This window comes from Amycolatopsis arida (assembly GCF_900115565.1).
Classification (GTDB): domain Bacteria; phylum Actinomycetota; class Actinomycetes; order Mycobacteriales; family Pseudonocardiaceae; genus Yuhushiella; species Yuhushiella arida.
The window spans coordinates 76371-89993 of the sequence record NZ_FOWW01000007.1 but is presented as its reverse complement, the minus strand read 5'-3'; the positions used below and the strand labels follow the sequence as shown (position 1 = coordinate 89993).

The following is a 13623-nucleotide window of genomic DNA, read 5'->3' as shown; positions in this document are numbered from 1 at the left end:
AATCGATTCCCGCGCGCGCGTGACGTCGTTGGTCAACTCAGGTGAAGGCGTGCGGAAGGGGCTGGTCCGGATGGCGCACGGCGACAGGGCGGGCACGCGCCGCGCGGTGCTGGTGCTCGACCCCTGCCCGATCTCCGGGCTGGGGCTCGGCAGCACGGCGCAGCGGACGTTGCCCGATGTCGCCGGCTGGTTGCGGACCGGCACGGCGGCGGAGGCGCTCGGGGCGCTGCGCACCGTCGAGCCCGCGCTGGTGGTGACGAACACCGATCCGGCGACGGCGCTAGCGTTCGCCCGGCGGCTGGTCGGGGCGCCGCCGCTGCTGGTCCTGCTGCCGGCGGGAGCGCACCCCGCGGTGCCCGGGGCGCTGCACGCCGCCGGCGTGGCCGGCCTGCTGCCGGCCGCGGCCTCGCCCGACGAGCTACGGGTCGCGCTGGTGCGCACCTACCTGGGGCGCGGTTACGAGCACCCGGCGTTCCGGCCGGCCGGGCCGCGGCGGCGGGCGCTGAGCCGGCGGGAGCAGACCGTGCTCGAGCTGATGGCCGAGGGCTACACGAACGAGGACATCGGGCGGCGGCTCTACCTCAGCACCGACACCATCCGCTGCCACGTGCGCTCCGTGCTGAGCAAGCTGCACGCCGACAACCGCACGCACGCCGTGGCGCTCGGCTACCGGCTCGGGATGCTGCCGCTGGCCGGCGAGCCGGTGGACGGGGACCTGCCGGTACGCCGGCCGGCCTGACCCGCGGCGCCGGCACCGGACTGGTTCGCCGCACTGGCTCGATTCGCCGCACCGGTCTGGTTCGCCGCGCTGGTCTGGTTCGCCGCGCGGTGGCAGCGGAGGGCCAGCGCGCGGAGCTCGGCGGCCAGCTCGGGCGCGTCGGCGGGGACCTCGACCTCGGCGTCCAGTGCGGCCAGGTACACGGCGAGCCGGCGTGGGTCGTCCGCGCCCGCGTCCAGCACGCAGCTCGTGCCGTCACCCGCGATCACCGGCCAGGTCGGCGGCACCCGGTCGGCGACGGCGGTGGCCGGGGCGTGCACCCGGACCCGCGCGCGGTAGCGCCACAGCGCGTCGGCGACGCCGCGGGTCACCAGTGTCGCGGCGTCGGTGGGAGGCTCGCGGGGCGGGACGCGCGGGCCGGCCGGGGTGCGGGGGCGCAGCCGGTCCACCCGGAACGTGCGCCAGTCGGCGCGGTCGACGTCCCAGGCCACGAGGTACCAGCGGCGCCCGGTGTGCACCAGCCGGTGCGGCTCGACGGTGCGGAGGTCGGCGCGGCCGTCGTGGGTGCGGTAGTCGACGCGGAGCCGCACGGAGTCCCGGCACGCCGCGGCGAGGGTGGCCAGCACGTCCGGGTCGGCGCGCGGACCGCCGGGCGGGGTGGTGACCGTGTAGGCGGGCACGGTGGCGACGCGGTGCCGCAGCCGGGTGGGGAGCACCTGCTCGAGCTTGGTCAGCGCGCTCAGGCAGGGTTCCTCGATCCCGGCGACCGTGCCGCCGGCGGCGGCGCGCAGGGCGACCGCGACGGCCACGGCCTCGGCGTCGTCGAGCAGCAGCGGGGGCAACCGGGCGCCGGAGCCGAGCCGGTAGCCGCCGGCCACGCCGGGGGTGGCGTGCACGGGGTAGCCGAGCTGGCGGAGCCGACCGACGTCGCGGCGCACGGTGCGCGGCGCCACGCCGAGCCGGTCGGCGAGGTCGGCGGTGGCCCAGTGCGGGCGGACCTGCAGCAGGGTGAGCAACCGCAGGAGCCGGGCCGAGGTGTCGAGCATGTGTCCAGTGTCGCGCCGATCGCGGCCCGGAACTGGCCGCGATCGGCGGAACGCTGCCGTGCATGGAAACTCTCGAGGGACAGCGAGCGGTGGTGACCGGCGGCGCCCGCGGCATCGGCCGGGCGGTGGTGCGGCGGCTGGTGGCCGAGGGCGCGACGGTGGTGTTCAGCTACGCGCGGGACGACGCCGCGGCGGCGGAGGTGGCCGGCGAGCGGGCGCACGCGGTGCGGGCCGACCAGGCGGAGCCGGCGGAGGTGGAGCGACTGTTCGCGGTGGCGGATGAGGTGCTCGGCGGGGTGGACGTGCTGGTGGGCAACGCCGGTGTGGCCGCGTCGACGCCGTTGGCGGAGGTGACTCTGGCGGAGTACGAGCGGGTGATGGCGGTGAACGCGCGGGGGACGTTCCTGGCGGTGCAGCAGGCGGCGCGGCGGCTGGGTGAGGGCGGCCGGATCGTGGTGGTGTCGTCGGTGACCACGGTGTGGCCGAGTCCGGGCGAGTCGGTGTACGCGGCGAGCAAGGCGGCGGTGGAGCAGATCGCGCGGGTGGCGAGCCGGGAGCTGGGGCCGCGGGGCGTCACGGTGAACACGGTGTCCCCGGGCGTGACGGACACCGACCTGCTGCGTGCGGCGGCGCCGCCGGAGGCCGTGGCGGGGGTGGCCGGGATGACGCCGCTGCGGCGACTGGGCACACCGGCCGACGTGGCGGACGTGGTGGCGTTCCTGTGCGGCCCGGACGCCCGGTGGGTCACCGGCCAGAACCTCCGCGCCGACGGCGGCCTGGTGTGAATGCTCAGACCAGCGAACCGCCATGTTCACGAGGCGGTGCTGCACTGTGGGTAGCGCTGCTAGAACAGGTTGATGTCGTGAGCATCTCATCCGAGAGGTATGCCCTGCGGGGCGACATGTACGAGCGCGTTCCACGCGTGATCAGTTGAAGCAAGGCCGACGCGCTTCCTCGTGTCTCGCTTCACCCTTTTGGCGGTTTGGTGGATCACTTATTGTTGGCACTATCGATTGTGTCTTGGCAGGGAGGGCCTAGCGGGGTTTAGGGAACGGCTTTATCGAGCCTTCGTGATTCGGCCCTAATGATTCCCAAGGGGGGAATATGGCAAGAATGCGCGTTTCGTCTGGTATTATGGCCGCTTTGGCTGCTCTCGTGTTGTCATCAAGTAGCTTAGCTGTCGCTCAGCCCGCTCGGGTGCCAGCAACTTCGACAGTCGAGGTCAATTCAAGTCAGCCAAAAGATCACCCACCGAAGTGCGTTGCCACTGGCAATGGTTGGTTGTGTATCACTTATGGCCCACACGACCCGGGATGGCCAGTTTTTACCGTGAGCTATGACAAGCGTAGTGGACCTACTATCTCGAATGTTATAATGAGGATCTCCACTCCCTCGGGTGTCTACCACCTCGAGACCTTCCACCGGGTGCGAGCCGGTGAGAGGGTCAAGCGGGGTTGGGTCGGTGATCCGATCAAGGGAGCTTGCTACAGGGGTACCATGACCGTTGCGCAAAACACCTGGCGGACGCCCTGTATCAGGCCTTGATTGCCTGACATAGGGCGCTATTAGGCTACCATCTCGTACTTGCCCCGGAGGAGTTGGAGCTCCGGGGCAAGTACTTCAGGTGTGCTCAAGAGTGGTCATGCCAGCGCCCGGGTGCGGGTCAGCCAATTTGACATGGTTTACTCCACGCTTATAGGTGAACCGTAGGTGTAGCGTAGCGTGTATCATGGTCGTGGTACTGCTGCCACTGTTGGCGTACTTGAAGGCGCCCACGCCGTGTGACATGACCGGAAGGAGCCGTAGTTGGGGTTTTTCGACGATGCTCCGCTTATTGATGCGAAACACGTGTCAACCGGAGAGGAAGAAGAACTGTCTGCGCCGCCTCCCGGTTATCCAGGTCCTCCGGATGATTGGGTAATTCCGGTTGTTGTTCCATGGAGCCAGGTTCTCGCGAAGAACGCTCGTGCTTGTGTGGCGCTCAGCGGTGTTCGATGTTGGCCAGCAGGCCTCACTTTGAGTATCGATGTTTTTCAACGACGTACGGTGCAGGGAGCTTCTGCCCTTGACGCGCTCGGCTTCGGTCATGAATGGCCGAGGACCCGAGGCGCCCTGCGGTTTGGTGTCCTGTACGACGACGGCCGCCGAGCCACCAACTTTGACGAGTTGCCTTCCTCGGGGCATGACGCGAGACCGACCTTCTGGGTTGACGGTGGAAGTGGGAACCCCTTCCATGCTCGCCACGATATCTACCTCCAGCCACTTCCCTCAGGTGGGCCGTTCTTTTTGGTAGTTGAGTGGCCTGATCAGGAGATAGCAGAGACTCGTTGCGAGCTGGATGGTGCCACCGTCCGCGCTGCCGCGGCGGAAGCTATCGACGTTTGGCCAGATCTGATTGCGCGGACTTGCCGTCACGGGCAGAGTGATCCGCTGTGATCGCGCGGCTGACTAATGGTCGTCGTCATCAACTTTCCAGCTGTGGTGTTGAGGACGATTCCTCGACCAATTGTCCCACAATGGACGAATCCACTCGAGCGACGACGCGTCCCGCGTCCAGGACCAGCGCCTCGTGGAAGCCGAGCTCGGCCAGGTCGGCCAGCCGGTGGGTCACCACCACCGTCGTCCGTCCGGCGCGGGATCGCAGCACGCGACGCAGCACCTCCGTGCCCAGCGCGTCCTCCATCCCCTCGGTCGGCTCGTCCAGCAGCAGCACCGGTGGGTCGGCCAGCAGCGCCCGGGCCAGCAGCAACCGCTGCCGTTGCCCGCCGGACATGCCCTGCCCACCCTCGCCCACCACCGTGTCCCAGCCGCGGGGCAGCCGCTCGACCCACTCCGCGACGCCGGCCACCCGCGCCGCCTCCGCGAGCTCCGCGTCGCCCGCACCGGGCCGGGCCAGCGCGAGGTTGGCCCGGATCGACGCCGCGAACACGTGCGCGTCCTGCGTCAGCGCCCGCGCCTCCGGCACCCGCACGGTCCCCGCGCTCGGCTCCACCAACCCGGCCAGCACCCCGAGCAACGTGCTCTTCCCCGCGCCGCTCGCGCCCACCACCGCCACCGCGCGCCCCGCCGCCACCTCGAGGTCCACTCCGGCCAGCGCGGTCCTCCCGCCGTAGTCCACCCGCACCCCGGACAGCACGATTCGGTCCGCCCGCCCAGGGCCGGCCGTGCCGCCCGGCCGTAGACCGGCCGGTCGACTCGCATCAGCCGGGACGACCGGGGATGCCCGGCCGGGCCGCGGCCTCGGTGCGCCGGTCACCGGCCGCGGCTCGGCCACCCGGCGCAGTGCCGGCCGCAGCTCGCGGTATCGCCGCGCCGCCCCGGCCACCGGGAGCACGGCCTCCACCGCGGCCAGCGCGGTCAACGCCAGCACCGCCACCAGCACCTCGCCCACCTCCGCGCGCAGCGCCACCAGCGCCACCCCCACCGCGGTCAGTCCCTGCACGAGCACACCACTCGCGACCACCGCCGTGCCGACCCGCCCGGCCACGCGCTCGGCACGGACCAACCGCGCAACGGTCCGCTCGGCCCGTGCCTCGGCGAGGCCGGTGGCCCCGAACGCGGCGAGGTCGGGCGCGCCGTCGACGAGGTCGAGCCCGCGCACCGCCAGCTCGCCCCGCGCGGCGGCCACCCGGTCGGCGAGCCGGCCGCCGACCATCGCCGCCGCCGTCGGCACCAGCATTCCGGCGACTACCAGCCCCGCCAGCAGCACGGCGCCGGCGGCCGGCAACAGCAGCCAGCACAGCGCACTCGCCCCGACCGCCACCGCCGCCGCTGACACACCCGGCAGCAGGCACCGCAGCACCAGGTCCTGCGCGCTCTCGGTGTCGCCGACCATGCGGGACAACGCGTCACCGTCCCGGCCGTCCCGCCGCCCGGCCAGTGCCAGGAAGACCCGCTCGCGCAGCCGGGCCACCACCCGCAGCGCCGCGTCGTGCCCGGCGAGCCGCTCGGCGTAGCGCAGCCCGCCACGGGACAGGGCGAACGCGCGCACCCCGACGATCGCCAACCCGAGCGACGCCAGCGGCGGCTGCTCGGCCGCGCGGGCCAGCAGCCACGCCGCCGTCGCCAGCAACGCCACCGCGGCCAGCTCGGCCGCCGCACCCAGGACCCCGGCCGTGGCCACCACCGCCACCACGCGCGCTCGCCTCACTCGGTCACCGCCGCACGTCCTCGGCCGGCTTCCCGCGGGATCGCTCGACGCTGCCTGGTGGGTGAGCAGGATGGCGGCTCGGTCGGCGCTTTCGCGCGGAGGGGCGCGGCCGCGGTGCCGGGGCTGCCGGCCGGGCCACGACCGCCGGTGGATGCCCTCGTGTCATGCCGGCGCCGCCTCGCCTGTTGGCCTGCTCGAACTGGTTGGGCGTCACGCTCCACCGGCGGCACGGCGCGGTGGGTGCGTGGCCGCCGGCCCGCCTGGGCGCGGAGGCAATCCCGCCCCGAGGGCGTTCGTGTCATGCCGGCACCGCCTCGTGGACTCGGCCGTTCTCCAGTTGCACGACTCGGTCGGCCAGCTCGACCAGCGCCGGTCGGTGGGCGACCAGGATCGCGGTTCGGCCGGCGAGCAACCGCCCGGCCGCCGCGACCACCGCGGCCTCGGCGGCCAGGTCCAGCCGCGCGGTCGGCTCGTCGAGCAACACCACCGGCGCGTTCCGCAGGTACGCCCGCGCCAGCGCGATCCGTTGCCGCTGGCCCGCCGACATCCCGGCGCCCCGCTCACCGAGCCGCGTCGCGTAGCCGGCCGGCAACGCGCGGACGAACTCGTCCGCGTGGGCCGCCCGCGCCGCCGTCCGCACCTCGGCTTCGGACGCGTGCGGGGCGCCCAGCCGCACGTTGTCCGCCACCGACGCCGCGAAAAGGTGCGGCCGCTGCGGCACCCACGCCAGCCGCTCCCGCCACGCGGCCAGGTCCAGCTCCCGCAGGTCCCGGCCGTCGACCAGCACCCGCCCGCCCGTCGGCGCCACGAGGCCCAGCAGCACCGCCAGCAACGTCGACTTGCCCGCGCCGCTCGGCCCGACGACCGCCACCCGCTCCCCGGGCCGCACCACCAACGTCACCCGGTCGAGCGCCGGTCGCTCGGCGCCGGGGTAGCGCACGGTGACCTCCTCCAGGCGGATCTCCCCGACCGTTGGCCCACGGCGGGTCACTCCACCGCCCGGCCGTGCCGAGGTCACCGCCGGGTGGTCCAGCACCGCGCGCACCCGCTCCAGCACCGCCATGCCCTCCGCGGCGGCGTGGAACCGGCTGCCCAATGCCCGCAGCGGCAGGAACGCCTCCGGTGTCAGCAGCAGCACGGCCAGCGCCGTGGCCAGCCCGACCCGCCCGTCCAGCAGCCGCAACCCGACCGGCACCGCGACCAGCGCGATCGACAGCGCGCAGACCACCTCCAACACGAACGCCGACAGCATCGCCACCCGCAGCGCGCGCATCGTCGCCGCCCGGTGCGCCTCGGCCATCCGCCGGATCACGCCCGCCTGGTGCTCGGCGCGGCCGAACGCGCGCAGCGTCGGCAGCCCGACCAGCACGTCCCGGAAGTGCCCGCCGAGCCGCTCCAACCGCGCCCACTGGTGCCGGGTGAGGTCGCGGGTCCGCGCACCGACCAGCGCGCCGAACACCGGCACCAGCGGCAGCGTCACGGCCACCACCAGCGCCGACGGCGGGTCGTGCACCGTCAGCGCGACCAGCACCACCGGCGTGGTCACCGCGGCCGCCACTCGCTGCGGCAGGTACCCGGCGAGGTAGGGGTCGAGGGCGTCCAGCCCGCGCCCGAGCAGCGTGCCGAACGCGCCGCCCCGCTCCGCCCCGGCCGCGGCGGCGAGCAGCCGACCGCGCAGCCGCGCCTTCGCCGCCACCGCACCGCGCCGGGCGACCCACTCGGTCAGCCCCTCGACCCCGGCCCGTGCCGCGACGACGCCGGCCAGCCACGGCAGCGGCGCCGGGTCGAGCCGGGCGACCACCGTGGCCAGCAGGGTCGCCTGCGCGACGAGCAACCCGGCCCTCGGCAGCGCCAGCAGCGCGAACCCGACCGTGGTGGCCCGGGGCAGCACCGCGGTCACAGGTAGCTCGGCTTCGTGACCCGGTGGCGGAACGTCCACCACACCCACCCCTGCGCGCCCAGCACGAACGGGACCAGCACGAGCAACGCCGGCACGAGCAGGGTCAACGTCGCCGGGTCGGCCGCCGACGTGGTCAGCGGCAACCGCAGCCCGGCCACCACCGGTGGCACGGCGATCACCAGCGCGGTCAACGCGAACGTGCGCCGCTCGCTCCAGCGCCCGATGGGGCGGATGGCCCGTGCGCGCGGCGCGCCGGTCAGCCGCAGCGCCGCGAACGAGAGCCCGTGCCCGGCGAAGAGCACCGCGACCACCGCCGCCACCAGCGGGACCGCGACCCCGCCGGGCGGCGCCCCGACATTCCCGGCGAGCAGCCCGGCGAACATCCACCCCCAGGACAGCGCCACCACCCAACTCCCCCCGGTGATCGCGACGTCGCACAGGCCGTGCCACACCCGGCTGGCGCCCCGACCGCGCAGCCACAGCCCCATGTCCCGGCCCACCCACCCGACCAGCAGCGCGACGATCGCCGGGAACAGCCCGTGGAACAGTTCGGCCTCCAGCGCCGGGAACGCCCCCACCAGCACGCCGGCCGTGGCCAGCAGCCACACCTCGTTGGCGAGGAAGAACGGGCCGATCGCGGCGAGCACCAGCCGGCGCTGCGTCGCGGTACGGCCGAGGTACGGGTACACCATGCCGACGCCGATGTCGGCGCCGCCGAGCACGAACCAGCCGACCGCGAACAGGCCCAGCACGGCCACGGCCAGGATCTCCACGAACACCCTCCTTCAGTACGTCGCGGCGGGTTCCGGCCGCGGCTCCTCCGCGGGGCGGCCGAGGGCCACGGCGTCCGGGCCGCGGGCCGCGGCGCGGGCCAGCAGCCAGTAGTTCACCGCGATCAGCACGCCGAACAGCGCGGTGAACGTGACCAGCGACGCGCGCATGGCGCCGGGCGACACGGGCGACACCGCGTCCGCGGTGGTCAGCACCTCGTAGATCACCCACGGCTGCCGGCCGCCCTCGCGGAACAGCCAACCGGCGATCATCGCCGCGAACGGCAGCGGGACCGCGGCCATCAACGCCAGGTGCCACAGCCGGAACCCCCGTACCACCCGCTTCGACGCGGCCAGCAGCGCACTGCCCAGCAGCAGGAACAGCAGCAACCCGAACAGCGCGAACATCCACACGCCCGCGGTGCGCGCCCACTCCGGCGGTGCGTAGTCGCCGGGCCCGAAGCGCGCGGTCAGCTCCGCCCGCAGCCGGGCCATCTCGGCGCTGTCGCCGGAGAACGCGGCGATCTTCATCGGCTGGGCGTCCGCGACCACGCCGAACTGCACCCCGCCGCTGACCGCGGTGAGGAACGCGGCGGGCAACGCCAGGAACACCCCGATCCGCAGCGACGACGTGTAGAACGCGGTGTCGGCGGTGCGCCGGAACAGGTGGTAGGCGCTCACCCCGGCGAGGAACACGCCCGCGGTGAGCAGCGCAGCGGCGAGGATGTGGAAGAACGCGGTGAGCGCGCTCGGGTTGGTCAGCACGGCGGCCGCGTCGGTGAGCCGCAGGCCGTCGGCGTCCCGGCGGTAGCCCACCGGGTTCTGTAGGAACCCGTTGGCGACGAGGATCCACAGCGCCGAGGCGTAGGCGGTGAGCGTGACCACCCAGATCACCGCGAGGTGGGCCCAGCGATTCAACCGGTCCCAGCCGAAGATCCACAACCCGAGGAAGGTGGACTCGACGAAGAACGCCACCAGCGTCTCCATCGCCAGCGCGGCGCCGAACACGTTCCCGGCGACCCGGGTCAGCCCGCTCCAGCTCAGTCCGAACTGGAACTCCATGACCAGCCCGGTGACGATCCCCACCGCGTAGTTGATCACGTAGAGCTGCCCCCAGAAGCGCACCATGCGCCGGTGCGCGGGGTTCCCGCTGAACGTCGCCCTGGTCTGCAGGCAGGCCACCACCGTGGCCAGCCCCAGGGTCAGCGCGACGAACAGGAAGTGCGCGCCCGCGGTCAGCGCGAACTGCAGGCGGGCGAGGTCGAGCGTGGCGTCCACGGTGGAATCGTCGCCGCGGGACCGCCCCGGTGTCGTCGGCCTCCGGTGGGCTCTCCGGCTACCCCGCCGGTTGCGTCAGCTCCGCCGGATCTACCACCACGGTCGACGTCGCGGCCAGGCACTCGCGCACCGTGCCCAGCACCGGCCCGTCCAGCGCGGTGAGCGCGGGCAACTCGGACCGGTCGACCAGCAGGCCGCCCAACACCATGTCCACCAGGTTCGCGCCGACCCGCTCGGCGGTGTCGCTGCCGTTGGGGTCGAACCACGTCCACGCCCAGTGCGCCGAGCCGAAGAACAGCAGGCTCCGCAGCCGTGGGTCGCACTCCCGGAACTCGCCGCGGGCGATGCCGTCGCGCAACACCGACTGGACGAGCTCGAAGTACTCCGCGCGCAGCTTCACCCCCTCGGCGAGCGCCTGGTGCCGGGCCAGCCGGGCGATCTCCCGCTGGAACGCGACCGTGGCGGCGCGGTCGTGCACCTGGTAGAGCATGAACGCGAAGAGCAGCCCGGCCAGCCGGGCGGCCGGGCTGGGCAGCCGGCGGACGATCAGCCGCGCCTCGTTCAGCCGGCGGTGCATGTAAGACTCGTGCAGCGCGGCCAGCAGCTGGTCCTTCGTCCCGTAGTGGTGCACGATCGTGCCCTTGGAGATGCCCAGCTCGTCGGCGATGTCGCCGAAGTTCGTGCCGTCGTAGCCGCGCTCGGCGACGTAGCGGGTGAACGTCTCCAGGATCGCCGGCGACTTGCCCGCGGTCGGCCGGCGTGGCCGGGGGCTGCTCATGGCACCCTCGCCGGGTACGACGTGCCGGCGGCGCTGCCGTCCATCTCGCCCTGCCTCTCCTGTCGGTGGCCCCGGAAGCGGCTGCTCCCGGGGCCACCGTAGCGGGACGGGTGCGCGCGATCACCCGCGGACACCGGGTCGGGTTACCCGGTCCTTCCGGCGCTGCCCGCGCGGGCCGCCCGCTTGATCGCCTCCCGGATGCGGAAGTACGTCCCGCAGCGGCAGACGTTCTCGATGGCGTCGATCTCCTCGTCCGTCGGGTCGGGGTTGCGCCGCAGCAGCGCGACGGTGGCCATGATCTGCCCTGGCTGGCAGTACCCACATTGCGGCACGTCCAGCTCCAGCCACGCCTGCTGCACCGGGTGCAGCTCGTCGCCGTCGGCGAGCCCCTCGATGGTGGTGACCTCGCGGCCGGCGGCCTCGGCCACCGGCACCACGCACGGGTTGACCGCCTCGCCGTCGAGGTGGCTGGTGCAGGCCTTGCAGACGTTGATCCCGCAGCCGTACTTCGGCCCGGTGATGCCGAGCTTGTCCCGCAGCACCCACAGCAGGGGCAGGTCGGCGGGGGCGTCGACGGTGACGGTCTTGCCGTTCACGGTGAAGGTGTACTGGGGCATGGGGCGTCTCCTGGCGGGCGTCAGCGCGGGAACGGGTCGAAGTCGACGTCGAAGTTGATCGGGAACCGGCGCGGTGTGCTTCCGGTGGCACGGGCGTAGGCGTTGGCGACGGCACCGGCCGCGGCCGGCACCCCCAGCTCGCCGGCGCCACCCGGCTCGCCGCTGGCCGGCAGCACGAAGATCCGCACGTCGCGCGGCGAGTCCTTCTGCCGCGCGTAGTGGAACTGCGAGTAGCTGCCCTCCAGCGGCAGGCCGTCGTCGATGTGCAGCCCGGCGCGGAGCACGGTGGCGATGCCGTCGGTGAGGCAACCGAGCAGCTGGGCCTCCAGGCCGCGCGGGTTGATCGGCCGGCCGACGTCCGCCGCGATCACCGCCTTGGTGACCCTCGACCGCTTCGGGTCGCGGGCGTCGATCTCCACGAGGCAGGCGACGCACGACTTGTACTCCTCGTGGAACGCGACGCCCTGGGCGTGCCCGGCGGGCATCGCGCGTCCCCAGTTCCCCTCGGTGGCGACCTTGTCGAGCACGGCGCGCTGCCGGTCGGTCTTGAGCGCCTTCCCGCGGAACGCCACCGGGTCCTCGCCGAGCTTCGCGGCGATCTCGTCGACCAGGATCTCCTCGGCGGTGCGCACCGTTCCGGAGTAGACGGAGCGCCAGCTGCCGGTGTGCATCCGCAGCGGGACCTCGTTGAGCAGCTCGGTGACGACGCCGAAGTTGTAGGGCACCTTCTCGGTCAGCGTGAACACCGTCTGCGCGAAGCCAAGGTTGCCGGCCACCGGCAGGTGCGCGGCGGTGGCGGTGAGGATCTCGCCGAGGCCGTGCCGGAAGTCGGTCTCCACGGCCGCGACGCGGTGCTCGTAGGACAGCACGTTGCCGAGCGCGAAGGTGGCGCGCAGCTTGTGGTGGGTGCGCGGGCGGGCGCGGCCGTGCCGCATGTCGTCGATCCGCGACCACATGAGCTTCACCGGCCGGCCGACCGCCTTGGAGATGCGCGCGGCCTCCAGGGCGGCGTCGAAGAACAGTCGGCGGCCGAACGAGCCGCCGCCGGGCATCACGTGCACGGTGACCTTGTTCTCCGGAAGGCCGAGCTCCCTGGCGATGGTCTGCTTGGCCACGATCGGCGACTTCAGCCCGGCCCAGATCTCGGCGCGGTCGGCGCGGACGTCGGCGACCGCCGAGTTGGTCTCCAGCGGGGCGTGGCTGACGAAGGCGAAGTCGAACTCGGCGTCGACGTGATCGACGAGCACGGGCGGCACGGTGAACGGTGGCGTGGCCGCGCGGAGCTTCTCGGCGATGTCCTCATCGGACAGCCCGTCGACGGTGCCGGGGTTCCAGGAGACCTCCAACGCGGTCTTGGCGTCCAGTGCCTGGCCGAACGTCTCGGCGACCACGGCGACCCCGGTGGGGACCACCGCGAGGTCGACCACGCCCGGCATGGCTCGCACGGCGGCTGCGTTGCGCACGGCCTCGACCGTGCCGTTGATGGTCGGTGGCCGGCGGACCATCGTGGGCAGCGCGCCGGGCACGGCGAGGTCGACGGTGTACTTGTGCTGGCCGGTGACCATCGCCCTGGCGTCCGTTCGGGACACCGGGGTGCCGACGAGCTTGTGCTGGGACTCGGGCTTCGGGCGGGCGGTGGTGCTCTGCCGCGGCAGTCGCGCGGCGGCGGCCGACAGCTCGCCGAAGGCGGCGCGTCGGCCGTCCGGGGCGACCACGTGACCGTCGCGGGCGGTGAGCCGGTCGGTCGGCACGTTCCACCGCTCGCCGGCGGCGGTCAGCAGCCGGGCCCGCGCCACGGCGGCGACGTTGCGGACCGGCGTGTAGAGCGAGCGGATGCTGTTGGAGCCGCCGGTGAGCTGGTTGAACAGCAGCTCGGAGCGGGCATCGGCGAGCGGGACCTCGACGTTGCCGAGCGGGATGTCCAGCTCCTCGGCGACCAGCATGGCCACCGCGGTGGTGATGCCCTGGCCGACCTCGGCGCGGGGCAGCTCCAGCCGGGCCCGGTTGTCCTCGGTGATCTCCAGTCGGAGCAGGTGCGCCGTCGGGGCGGCGGCGAGGATGAGCGCGTCACCGAGGTCGACGATGTCCGGTACGCCCGGCGGGCTGGGCACCTGGGCGGCCGCGGTGCCCTCACCGGCTCCGGCCAGCCGGGCGGCGACGGTCAGGGTCGGCGCGGCGACCAGGTAGGTGAGGAACCGGCGCCGGCCGAGGCCGGGCGGGGCGGGCTCGGCGCGTTCGGTGGCCGGCTCGGTGGCTGGGTCGGTGGGTTCCGGGTCCGGCTCGGTGGTGGGCCAGGTGATCGGGGGCTGGGCCATCGGGACTCCGTCAGTTCGGGGCAGGGGACGTGCTCCGTCCGAACGAGGGGC

General features: G+C 73.3%; 10 protein-coding genes. 2 read left to right on the top strand and 8 right to left on the bottom strand.

Annotated features, from left to right (window positions below; all coding sequences use genetic code 11):
* Positions 1-49 precede the first annotated feature (49 nt).
* Positions 50-739, top strand: a complete 690-nt coding sequence (locus BM051_RS19815; protein WP_092532446.1) for a helix-turn-helix transcriptional regulator — start codon at positions 50-52, stop codon at positions 737-739.
* On the opposite strand, the gene BM051_RS19810 is transcribed toward BM051_RS19815, so the two are convergent.
* Positions 667-1764, bottom strand: a complete 1098-nt coding sequence (locus tag BM051_RS19810) for a helix-turn-helix transcriptional regulator (RefSeq protein WP_092532443.1) — start codon at positions 1762-1764, stop codon at positions 667-669. The genes BM051_RS19815 and BM051_RS19810 overlap by 73 nt on opposite strands.
* 62 nt (positions 1765-1826) lie before the next feature.
* Between BM051_RS19810 and BM051_RS19805 the strand changes: the two genes are divergently transcribed.
* Positions 1827-2549: an SDR family oxidoreductase gene (locus BM051_RS19805; RefSeq protein WP_092532439.1), complete on the top strand. Its 723-nt coding sequence runs from the start codon at positions 1827-1829 to the stop codon at positions 2547-2549.
* A 1679-nt stretch (positions 2550-4228) separates the two neighbouring features.
* Here BM051_RS19805 and cydC read toward each other — a convergent pair.
* The 7 genes from cydC to BM051_RS19770 all read right to left on the bottom strand — a co-directional run bounded on the left by cydC (position 4229) and on the right by BM051_RS19770 (position 13572).
* Positions 4229-5914, bottom strand: a complete 1686-nt coding sequence (gene cydC / locus BM051_RS19800) for a thiol reductant ABC exporter subunit CydC (RefSeq protein ID WP_166677769.1) — start codon at positions 5912-5914, stop codon at positions 4229-4231.
* Positions 5915-6212: 298 nt separating this feature from the next.
* Positions 6213-7814, bottom strand: coding sequence for a thiol reductant ABC exporter subunit CydD (gene cydD, locus BM051_RS19795; RefSeq protein WP_092532433.1), 1602 nt, complete (start codon positions 7812-7814; stop codon positions 6213-6215).
* Positions 7811-8587 (bottom strand): cytochrome d ubiquinol oxidase subunit II, encoded by a 777-nt coding sequence (locus BM051_RS19790; RefSeq protein ID WP_092532999.1) that lies wholly within the window; start codon positions 8585-8587, stop codon positions 7811-7813. The genes cydD and BM051_RS19790 overlap by 4 nt, the downstream gene beginning before the upstream one ends.
* 12 nt (positions 8588-8599) lie before the next feature.
* Positions 8600-9862, bottom strand: a complete 1263-nt coding sequence (locus BM051_RS19785; RefSeq protein WP_092532430.1) for a cytochrome ubiquinol oxidase subunit I — start codon at positions 9860-9862, stop codon at positions 8600-8602.
* A 58-nt stretch (positions 9863-9920) separates the two neighbouring features.
* Positions 9921-10640 carry a TetR/AcrR family transcriptional regulator gene (locus BM051_RS19780; RefSeq protein WP_092532427.1) on the bottom strand — a complete coding sequence of 240 codons (720 nt, stop codon included), beginning with the start codon at positions 10638-10640 and terminating at the stop codon, positions 9921-9923.
* Positions 10641-10783: 143 nt separating this feature from the next.
* Positions 10784-11257, bottom strand: a complete 474-nt coding sequence (locus BM051_RS19775) for a (2Fe-2S)-binding protein (protein ID WP_092532424.1) — start codon at positions 11255-11257, stop codon at positions 10784-10786.
* A 20-nt stretch (positions 11258-11277) separates the two neighbouring features.
* On the bottom strand, positions 11278-13572 hold the full coding sequence (locus BM051_RS19770; RefSeq protein ID WP_092532421.1) for a xanthine dehydrogenase family protein molybdopterin-binding subunit: 2295 nt from the start codon (positions 13570-13572) through the stop codon (positions 11278-11280).
* Positions 13573-13623 lie beyond the last annotated feature (51 nt).